Source organism: Acinetobacter sp. YH12211, assembly GCF_013418015.1.
In the GTDB taxonomy this organism is placed as follows: Bacteria; Pseudomonadota; Gammaproteobacteria; order Pseudomonadales; family Moraxellaceae; genus Acinetobacter; species Acinetobacter towneri.
In genome coordinates this window covers 1-9,460 of record NZ_VPCW01000047.1, presented here as the reverse complement: position 1 = coordinate 9,460, position 9,460 = coordinate 1, and the positions used below count along the sequence as shown (strand labels likewise).

General features: G+C 38.6%; 6 protein-coding genes and 1 pseudogene. 2 read left to right on the top strand and 5 right to left on the bottom strand.

The annotated features are described in order from the left end of the window. Window positions 1–560 precede the first annotated feature (560 nt). Window positions 561–1,619, top strand: coding sequence for a 3-deoxy-7-phosphoheptulonate synthase (locus FTU98_RS13320; RefSeq protein ID WP_104851962.1), 1,059 nt, complete (start codon window positions 561–563; stop codon window positions 1,617–1,619). A gap of 123 nt (window positions 1,620–1,742) precedes the next feature. Here the strand turns inward: FTU98_RS13320 and FTU98_RS13315 are convergent, their stop codons facing one another. The 4 genes from FTU98_RS13315 to FTU98_RS13300 all read right to left on the bottom strand — a co-directional run bounded on the left by FTU98_RS13315 (window position 1,743) and on the right by FTU98_RS13300 (window position 6,788). Next, the gene (locus tag FTU98_RS13315; protein WP_179988971.1) at window positions 1,743–2,933 is read right to left on the bottom strand and encodes an MFS transporter; all 1,191 of its coding nucleotides are present in this window, start codon (window positions 2,931–2,933) and stop codon (window positions 1,743–1,745) included. A gap of 293 nt (window positions 2,934–3,226) precedes the next feature. Next, window positions 3,227–3,601: a glycine cleavage system protein GcvH gene (gcvH, locus tag FTU98_RS13310; RefSeq protein WP_104851960.1), complete on the bottom strand. Its 375-nt coding sequence runs from the start codon at window positions 3,599–3,601 to the stop codon at window positions 3,227–3,229. A 71-nt stretch (window positions 3,602–3,672) separates the two neighbouring features. Then, window positions 3,673–4,701: an AraC family transcriptional regulator gene (locus FTU98_RS13305; protein ID WP_004973729.1), complete on the bottom strand. Its 1,029-nt coding sequence runs from the start codon at window positions 4,699–4,701 to the stop codon at window positions 3,673–3,675. Window positions 4,702–4,928: 227 nt separating this feature from the next. Further along, window positions 4,929–6,788 (bottom strand): ABC transporter ATP-binding protein, encoded by a 1,860-nt coding sequence (locus tag FTU98_RS13300; RefSeq protein ID WP_179988970.1) that lies wholly within the window; start codon window positions 6,786–6,788, stop codon window positions 4,929–4,931. 421 nt (window positions 6,789–7,209) lie between these two features. On the opposite strand from FTU98_RS13300, the gene FTU98_RS13295 reads away from it, so the two are divergent. Further along, a complete protein-coding gene (locus FTU98_RS13295) occupies window positions 7,210–7,668 on the top strand; it encodes a DUF2147 domain-containing protein (RefSeq protein WP_136143933.1) in 459 nt (152 codons plus the stop codon). A gap of 190 nt (window positions 7,669–7,858) precedes the next feature. Here the strand turns inward: FTU98_RS13295 and FTU98_RS13290 are convergent. Next, a pseudogene (locus FTU98_RS13290) lies at window positions 7,859–9,193 on the bottom strand (ISNCY family transposase). Between the last annotated feature and the right edge of the window lie 267 nt (window positions 9,194–9,460).

Sequence of the window (9,460 nt, the reverse complement as noted above, 5' to 3'; positions counted from 1 at the left end):
GTTCAAATGGCGATTCAGCGTTTAATTGGTTTTGGGAAAAAAGAAGAGTTTAAGGAAATTTTGGCAATTTTAAGAAAGCAGAATCCTGATAGGATAAGGGTTCTGTGAAATTTGTCGTGTACAGAGCTTAATTTTAATAAATACATCCAATAAAAATTATTTTACAAAAAGGATTGCCAAACGGAACAATACAGCGTATTTTAATTTTAACAGCTCATTTTTTGATGAAAACAAGATGTTAAAGCAACCTTTAATCGCAAACGCTTACTATTACTTTTGGCAGTTTCAATGATTGCCTGAGTCGCGTTCGGGCAAAAGGTTGCCCACCAGTTGATACCTGATCGGCAACCCTGATCAGGTTTTTTTATGTCTGGTGTTTTGAATTTTATAGGTTTTTCGGAGATTTAATCATGTACAACGTTAATTATTCATACTTTAGCAACTTTTATTGGTTTTACTTTAGTCAATCTATGACTCAAACCTTGCAATCCATTAGACCCATAACGCTGAAATAAATGATCGGACTGTAAAAAAGAGAAACAGTCCAAAGGAACAGACCAATGAATGCTTTAAATACTGCTTTACAACAACAGACCAACAATACTGAAATTAGTTTAAGTTTACCGCATCAACTCAAAGCACAACTCCCACTTTCATCTGCGCTAAAACAACAAATCGCACAACATCGACAGATTATTCAGAACATTTTAGCGGGCACAGACCCTCGCTTATTGGTCATTACAGGACCTTGTTCAATTCATGATCCGCAAGCAGCACTCGAATACGCAGAAAAATTAAAACAATTACAAAGCCAAGTTTCAGATCAAATTTTCTTGGTGATGCGCGCCTATATCGAAAAGCCACGTACTACGGTAGGCTGGAAAGGCTTTTTGTATGACCCAGACTTAGATGGCTCTGCAAACATGCAATTAGGCTTAGAAAAATCACGTGAACTGTATCTACAAATTATAGAAATGGGTTTACCAATTGCTTCTGAAATTTTAAGCCCAATGGCAACGGGATATTTTGATGATGTACTGGCTTGGGGTGCAATTGGCGCACGTACCAGTGAATCACAAATTCACCGTGAAATTTCTAGCGCCATGCCGTATAGCATTGGTTTCAAAAACGGAACTGATGGCTCAATTCAAATTGCATTAGATGCAATTCAATCGGCAAGTCATCCACATCAATTCATGGGAATGAGCCAGTCGGGTTTACCTGCTATTTTGTCATCACAAGGTAATCCACACGCGCATTTAATTTTACGTGGCGCAAATTCAGGGCCAAATTATCAATTGGCAGAAATTGAGAAAATTCAGCACAAAGCCAAAGGGCAGTTGCCTGCATTGATTATTGACTGTAGTCACGGTAACAGCCATAAAGACCCACAACAACAACCGCAAGTCTTGCGTACCATTGTGGCAGAACGTGAACAGACGCAAGTCCGTGGCATCATGTTAGAAAGTCATTTGGTGGATGGAAATCAAAAGATTTCTTGCGAGATGACTTATGGTCAATCTGTTACCGATGGCTGCTTGGGTTGGGATAAGACTGAACAACTGCTTATTGAGGTCGCTGAAAGCTTAAATCGTCAGGTTTTGGCTAAAACTGCATAAAAAATAAAACTCCAGAAACCCAAAAAACCTGAAATTTCAGGTTTTTTGGGTGGGAGAGTATTTAAAAATCAACTCTTCTTAGATTAGTTTTTAAAATAACAATTCTTTTGCTGCTATTAAAAACTAAGCCTGAATATCTGCATTAGGTTGTTTAGCCACAACAAATTTATAGAAAATTAAACTGATTAAGGTCACAACAGCACAGAGCAAATACGCTGCGGTATAGTCATAACCCGCAATAATCCAACCTAGAATTAACGCGCCTAAGGCGATACCAATATCGTAACAACAAAAATACGTAGATGTGGCATGACCAATACGATCTTTAGGGGAGCGTTGAATTGAAATGGTTTGCAGGCAAGGTTGGGCAGACCCGAACCCTACACCAATTAATGCAGCAGCCAACATAAAACCGAATACACTGTGTACCTGACTCAAGACAATTAATCCTAAAGCAAATAATATAATTGCAGGATAAATCACATAACTCGCCCCTTTACGATCATAAATTTTGCCTGTAATTGGGCGCAAAATCATCATCGAAACTGCAAATATCACGAAGAATAAACTCGCATAAGACAGCATATTGCGTGATTCTGCAAAGGTGGAAATAAATGACATAATACTGGCATACGCGAAAGAAACCATCATCACCATGAGTGATACAGGAATTGCTTTTTTCTCTACAAAATCTTGAAGCCCTAATTTACGTTTAGGTGTTGTTTCAGTTTTTACTTTTTGGGTCGCAATTGGAATCATTAAACAGAAGGCGAAACCTACCCAAACACTGACGGATAGTAAGGTAGAAATACTGGCATAAGAAACACTTTGAATCAGACTTAAACCAATTAAAGGTCCCAATACAATCCCTAAATTTACTGACACCAAAAAATAGCCCATACCTTCACCTTTGCGACTGTCTGGAATAAAGTTATTGGCAATAGGGACGGTAACTGTGGTGACAATGCTGAACCAAATCCCATGTAAAAAACGCAGTACGAGTAGAAACAGTAAACTATCTACAAAAATGTATGCCACGCTACACAGACAAAACATGATTTCAGAAACATATAAGGTTTTCTTTACACCAAATTTTTCAATAATCAAACCGCTAAATGGGCGAATCGCGATTGCAGATAACATAAACAAAGTCATGGCTAAACCTGCCTGTGACAAGCTACCACCCAACTCATTCACAATATAAATAGGCAAAACTGTCGTTTGCGCAAAATAAAATATGAATAAGAACAAGTTATTGAATAAGCAGAGAATAAACGACTTATTCCATAAATGTTCAGCATTTATAGCAGACATAATTTAAACCTATATGGTGAGTGGAGCAGCGTGTAATGTGTACTTTGTTATACAGATGCTTTGTTATTGGAAATCATCACACCGCGAGATCATGCAAAAAATAATAAACCCATTTATGTGAAAAGTACAGCTATTCAATAAAATTAAACTTAAAATTAGATTTTAATGCAATTATTTTAATTATTTTATCAAATAAAGATAATTAGGTTTATTTTCTAAAGTTGCAATACAAAAAAAATCAGCCGAAGCTGATTTCTTTGAATTTGAGCGATTAAACGCTGCAAATTTAAGGCTTATAAGCCAGATTCATAGTCTGCACTTGATAAAAGCTGTTCTACATCTGCCATATTGTCTGGTTTGATTTTATAAATCCAGCCTTTGCCATACGGTTCATCATTCACAAAATCAGGGTCATCTTCTAAATTGCTATTCACTTCAACTACTTCGCCTGAAACAGGGGCGTGAATATCTGAAGCTGTTTTAACAGACTCAACCACACCTGCTTGTTCACCCGCAATTACTTTTTGACCAACTTCAGGTGCTTCTACATAGACCAAATCGCCTAAAGCATCTTGTGCATGGTCTGAAATACCTGTGACGATCAAATCACCTTCAATACGCACCCATTCATGTGTTCTTGCATATTTTAATTCAGCAGGGTGATTCATTTGATAACTCCTTAAATTGTATCGAATCTTTTTGCCATGTTTTATACATGCTTTTTGCTAAAAACAAAAGTTTATAAATACGGATCTTTACGCCAATTGCTCGGACTGCGTCCACTCCAGCGTTTAAAAGCACGACTAAAATTTGCCACATCGCTATAACCCAATTCATCGGCAATTTGTTCTAGCGTGTAGTCTGTACGGGAAAGCAGGGAAGTTGCATGCCGATAACGTACTTCATCGACCAAGTTTGAAAATGAAGTACCTTCTGCAGCCAGTTGACGTTTGAGTGTGCGGTCTGACATGTGTAGATAGTCGGCAACATTTTCAATGCTTAAATAATGCTGTTCTGCGTGGGTTAAAATATCACGTACTCGCATAGAAATGCGGCGACGTTCACCTAAAGCAGAAAGTTCGGCTTCACATTGATTAATCGCAATTTGACTGGCAATAGGATCGGCATTAATCATTTTTAAGCCTAGATATTGCTTGTCAAAACTTAAACCTAAATACGGCTGATCAAAACGGAATTGATGATAAGGAAATTTCGAAAAATACTGATCAAAACCTGCAGGTTTAGGAAAGTCAAAATCGACTTCACCTGTAAAGTGTTCGGTACCTGTCATGGCTTTACTCATGGTAATCATGCCAATAATTAAAGCGATGGCAATTTCTGTGCGTAAAGGTTCCATGTGAATATCACACTGCAATTGCAGACTGGCTTTTTCACCAAAAGTTGAGAAAAACAATTGTAAAAAGGGCATACGCAGTTGAATAAAACGATTGGCTAAAATCAACGCATCACTAATTTCATGCGCAGTCATAATCGCATAGCCAATAAAGCCATGAATGGAAATGCGCATTTGCGTACCAAGATGATAACCGAGCGTCGATTCGCCTGTAAGTTTTAAAGCATGTTTAACCAACTCATTGGCAATAGGTGTAGGAATACGACATTCTGGGTCTGCCAACATTTCGCTATTGAGTTGAAATGGTGCAAATAAGGTATCTGCGTTATAACCCCAACGGGATACAACATCCAAAACCAATAAGCCATAAACCCCTGGAACACCTTGTTCCTGACGTGCTGATATTGTTTTCATGCATGTTCCATTGCATTTGCTAATTTTATTTTAATTTGCCTTAGCGACTGTCATCTATGCATATCTTAGTTTGCCAAACGGCGACATAAGAACGTAGATGACATATTGCATCTTGGCATGAAAATTAAAGAAATTCTATGGAAATTGTTAGACAAAACAGGCTTTGACTATATGCGATAAATCTGCATTTCATCAAAGCCTGAGTTACAGCAAAGTTGCTGGAGATGCTAATTTTTATCAGTCGATGGTTTTACGATTTTATCTTGTTCAATTAAAAAACCACCTGTTTGACGCTGCCAAAGTTGTGCATAAATTCCGTTCATAGCCACCAGTTCATCATGCGTACCTTGTTCTGCAATACGTCCTTGATCGAGCACAATTAAACGATCCATTTGTGCAATGGTAGATAGTCTGTGTGCAATCGCGATTACAGTTTTACCTTGCATGAGTTCATCGAGGCTCGATTGAATTGCCGCTTCAACCTCAGAGTCGAGCGCACTGGTGGCTTCATCTAAAATTAAAATAGGTGCATCTTTTAAGAAAACACGGGCAATGGCAATACGTTGACGTTGTCCACCTGAAAGTTTAACACCCCGTTCGCCCACGTAGGCTTCATAGCCTTTTTTGCCACGTAAATCGGTCAATTGTGGAATAAATTCTTCGGCTTTGGCTTTGCGTACAGCTTCAAACATTTCTGCATCAGTCGCGTCAGGACGACCATATTTAATATTTTCAGCCACAGTACGGTGTAATAGCGAAGTATCTTGAGTGACAAGTGCAATATTTTTACGCAAACTGTCTTGGGTTACATCTTCAATATTTTGCCCATCAATCATAATTGAGCCGTGTTTGAGCTGATAAAAATGTAAAAGCAATTGAATGAGGGTCGATTTACCTGCACCCGAACGTCCCACAATACCAATTTTTTCGCCTGCACGAATATGCAGATTAAACTGGTCAATCACGTTTTTACTATTATAGGCAAAACTGACATCTTTAAACTGAATTTCGCCTTGAGCAACTTGTAATGGCTTCGCATTGACTTTGTCTTGAATCGCAATTGGACGTCCAAGAGTTTTCATACCATCTTGAATGGTGCCGACATTTTCAAACAGGGCAGAGGTCTGCCACATCATAAACTCGGCAATACTGTTGAGTTTAAGAATCATGGCTGTGGTGGCTGCAATAATCCCCAATTCTGCACGACCATTTAACCACAGCCAAATTGCAGTACCTAAAACGCCTACATACAACACCACGCTCAGTAAATTGATGCTGATTTCATATTGAGCGCCCAAACGCATTTGTTTATAAACCGTCACCATAAATTCTTGCATAGATGCTTTGGCGTATTGGCTTTCACGGCCTGCATGCGCAAACAATTTTACGGTTTGGATATTGGTATAAGCATCGGTCACACGTCCTGTCATCACTGCACGTGCATCGGCTTGTTCATTAGATACTTTGCTCAAACGCGGAATAAAATAAGCTGCTGCAAGAATAAATAAAGCCAACCATAGCAATAACGGCAAAATGAGCATTGGAGAAATTGCGCCCAATACCAGACTAATCGTAATAAAGTAAATGAATACATAGGCAAGCATATCGCCCAAAATGACCCAAAACTCACGTACTGCTAAGGCGGTTTGCATGACTTTGGCAGAGAGTCTTCCTGCAAAATCATTATGGAAAAAATCCAGACTTTGTTGCAACATTAAATTGTGGAAACGCCAACGCAAACGCATTGGAAAACCACTGTATAACATTTGATGCTTCACAATTGACTGCGCACTGGCAAAAAAGATATTGGCCAATAAAATACAAAACAGCAAAGTAAGGTTCTGCTGATGTTGCGCAAGGAAAGTATCTGGCTGACTTTGACTAAGCCATGTGACTAAATCGCCAATTTTTGCATATAGCAAAGCTTCAAAGCTGGCAGCGCCTGCAGTACATAAAACCAATAACAATAAATATGGACGTACACCTGAAGCTGCTTGCCAAACAAAGGCAAAAAACGTGGTTGGCAAGGGTTCGGTCAAACCTTTATTTGGATAAGGATCTATAAGTTTCTCGAACCACTTGAGCATACGATGTTACCTTGATGACTAAACCTAAATTTAAAGATAGATAAATTTAAGACAGTAAAAACAAAAACTTAGGATAAAGTTAAGAGCATTCCTGTGAATATTTCTTAACTTATAGTGATACAGCTTGTAGGTCTAGTTTACGCCATAACACAGCAAATGTTGAAAGAAGAAATATAGATGATTAATTTGCATACAAAATCACGTTATAGATTCACTTTTATACATAAAGCTGCAACACATCAAAAATTATCCATCCACAAAACGCGTATTGGTTCACATTTTTAATGATATTTCATCGAACCAATAGCATATAAACATTTAATTTTAATGAAAAAATTAATTTAAATTCAACATTGATTGCTATAATCACGCCCATTTTTAGCACAACCGTGCTGTAAATTGGTTTTAAGTTGATATTTTTATGATGCGTAATTTTTTAGGTGCAATTGCACTATATTTGGGATTTATTTTTCCTGCTCAAGCCATGCCATTTGATCCATTGATTGGTACATGGAAAGTCATTGATGATCATAAAGGGCATTATGTTGCAGAAATTGTGATTCGTAAGAACTCTAAAACTTCGGAATATAGTGCTGTAATTACTCGAAATTTGTTATCGGTAGGCACAATTCAATTAGAGGTATGCAGTAAATGCCAAGGCAACTTAAAGAATCAGCCCATAAAAGGCATGCAGGCATTAGAAGGCTTAGTGGCAAATTCAAATCCGAAACAATTTTCGCAAGGACAATGGATTAATCCGAAAGATGGTTATGTCTATAAAATTGATGCTCAATTAAATGCGGCGAATAATCAAATGAAAGTATATGGCAAAGCCAAGAGCGCGAATGCGATTAGCACGATGACTTGGAAAAAACTTTAACAGATTGTACGGCGTATTTTTGAAGCTACTTGATTGAAAGATTGAGTAGCTTTTTATCTTTTTGTGAATGATAAGATAAATTGAGACACCGAACACTCAAAATAAACCCATATATATCAATTACTTAATATATTCATGTTATTCACCAATTAAAATGTCTATGCGATAAACCATTTAAAATGTCCTGTTTTTAACTGCAAGAGTCAAGAACAGGATTTAAATTTCTTTGTTCAATAACAACTTTCTGAGCTTTACGACTCGGCATACTTTTCTTGGCACGGGAACTTTTATTTTGTTTTTCCAACTCTTCATGTTGTTGCTGGATATGGGCCAGAACCGCACCTAATCTTTTATTCTCAACTACTTCATTCTGCTGCAGTCTAGCCAGTTTATTGAAAATACTGTAGTTGATCTTCCGTCCTTCGTGCATGATGGCCACAGTACCATCTGGATACTCTAAAAATGTTATGTATTGCCCAACAAGTTTGTGGTTCAGTGGTGTTGGCTCAAGCATATAAATACACTTGTCATACGTGATAGTCAGATTCTTCGTGACCTTACGCGGTTCCTGCCAGGTAAAAATATCCTCTAGCTCAGCATCAGATTCCGTTAAAGGTCGATGCAAGTTCTTCGAGTTTCTCGCACACTTGGCAAACTTCTGATTGAACTGCTCAATGAAGCAGGGCAGCCAAGCATTGGCCTCGGTAATTGAGCAGATGCCTTCCAAACGCATTTCCTTGATCAGGCGATCCTACAGAGTTCTGTTGGCGCGTTCCACACGTCCTTTGGCCTGTGGTGAGTTGGCAAAGATAATATCGATGTTTAATTCGTTGAGAATCCTGCCAAATTGCGTGATCTGGCTGTCTTGCTTGGATTTCTGATTGACTCGAAATACTGAGTGTTTATCGCTATAAAAGGCCAAAGGCTTGCCGTATTGCTCAATGTAGGCTCGGGTTGAAAGCATATAATCAAAGGTCGTTTCGGCCTCACAAAAGCGCAGATGCAACAGCTTTCCAGTGGCATCATCAATATAAACCAACAAGCAGCATTTAGCGTCACGTCCTTCAAACCAATCGTGATATGAGCCATCAATCTGGATTAGCTCACCAAAGCAATCGCGGTTATATCGAGGTTGATATGGACGTTTCTGGCGCTTGGATCGCGGAATCCAGAGACCATTTGCAGTCATCCAGCGCCGAAGCGTTTCTACAGGGATATTCAGGTCAAATATGCTGTTGAGCTTCTCATGCGGCAAGGTGGAACCAAAGCCCAGCAGATGTTCAGAAATAATGGAAAGGCACTTTGATTTTAACAAGTCATCATGACGACGATGACCCGGTTGACCACGACTGGCATGTGCCAGACCTGAAACACCGTCTTGATTGAGCTTGTGCAATAATCGAGTAATTTGGCGTGTTGAAAGATTCAGAATTTCTGCAGCACGGACTTGTGTAATACGTTGATCTCGAACATCTTGCAGGACTGCAAGACGTTGTATTTCCTTGTCAGACATAGTGATCAGCATCTCAAGTTTATATCCAGTCCATGATGTTGATGCGCATCATAGACCAGACATTTTTATTGGTGAGAATACAGACACTTTAAATGGTTTCTAACAATACAATTGCGCATAATCAATATTATGTTAAATCCGATACACCTAATTGAACCGTACCGGGTTTGTCGGAGACCACTTTTCTTGAGAGAATGTCCCGATGAAAAAAGTAAAATACACCCCTGAAATCAGAGATAGAGCGGTTCAATTATTGATTGAATCCGAAAAAGATTATCC